Source organism: Streptomyces durbertensis (assembly GCF_014156695.1).
GTDB lineage: Bacteria > Actinomycetota > Actinomycetes > Streptomycetales > Streptomycetaceae > Streptomyces > Streptomyces durbertensis.
Genome location: NZ_WMLF01000969.1, coordinates 1 through 387, shown reverse-complemented (window position 1 = coordinate 387; position 387 = coordinate 1). Strand labels below are relative to the sequence as shown.

Annotated in this window: 1 pseudogene; it reads left to right on the top strand. The window is 78.8% G+C overall.

Features of this window, described 5'->3' with window-relative positions:
• Positions 1-387, top strand: a pseudogene (locus GL263_RS27915) (hypothetical protein); the annotation flags it as partial.

The window sequence follows — 387 nt, the reverse complement described above, 5'->3', positions numbered from 1 at the left end:
GTGGGGACCCGGCCCACCTCGGTCACGCGTCCCACCCGGCCCACCTCGGGCAAGCCGCGCACAGCGGCCACGCCGGGGCGGCACACACGACCACGGACGCCGCCGGGCTCGACCCGGGCGGAACGTTCGGCCAACTCCTCACCGGCCACGCCTCCGCCGGCATGCTCGCCGCGCACCTCCTCGCCGCGGCCGTCTGCGGCCTGTGGCTGTGGCGCGGCGAGACGGCGCTCTTCCGACTGCTGCGGCTGCTGCGCACCCTCGCCCTGCCGCCGCTCGCCCTCGACCCGGCCCCGGCCCTCCTGCCCGAGCCGGTCCGCGTCTCCCGCCCCGCCCGGGGGGACCGACCCCTCCCGCTGCAGGACACCCTCCTCGCGCACTCGCTGATCC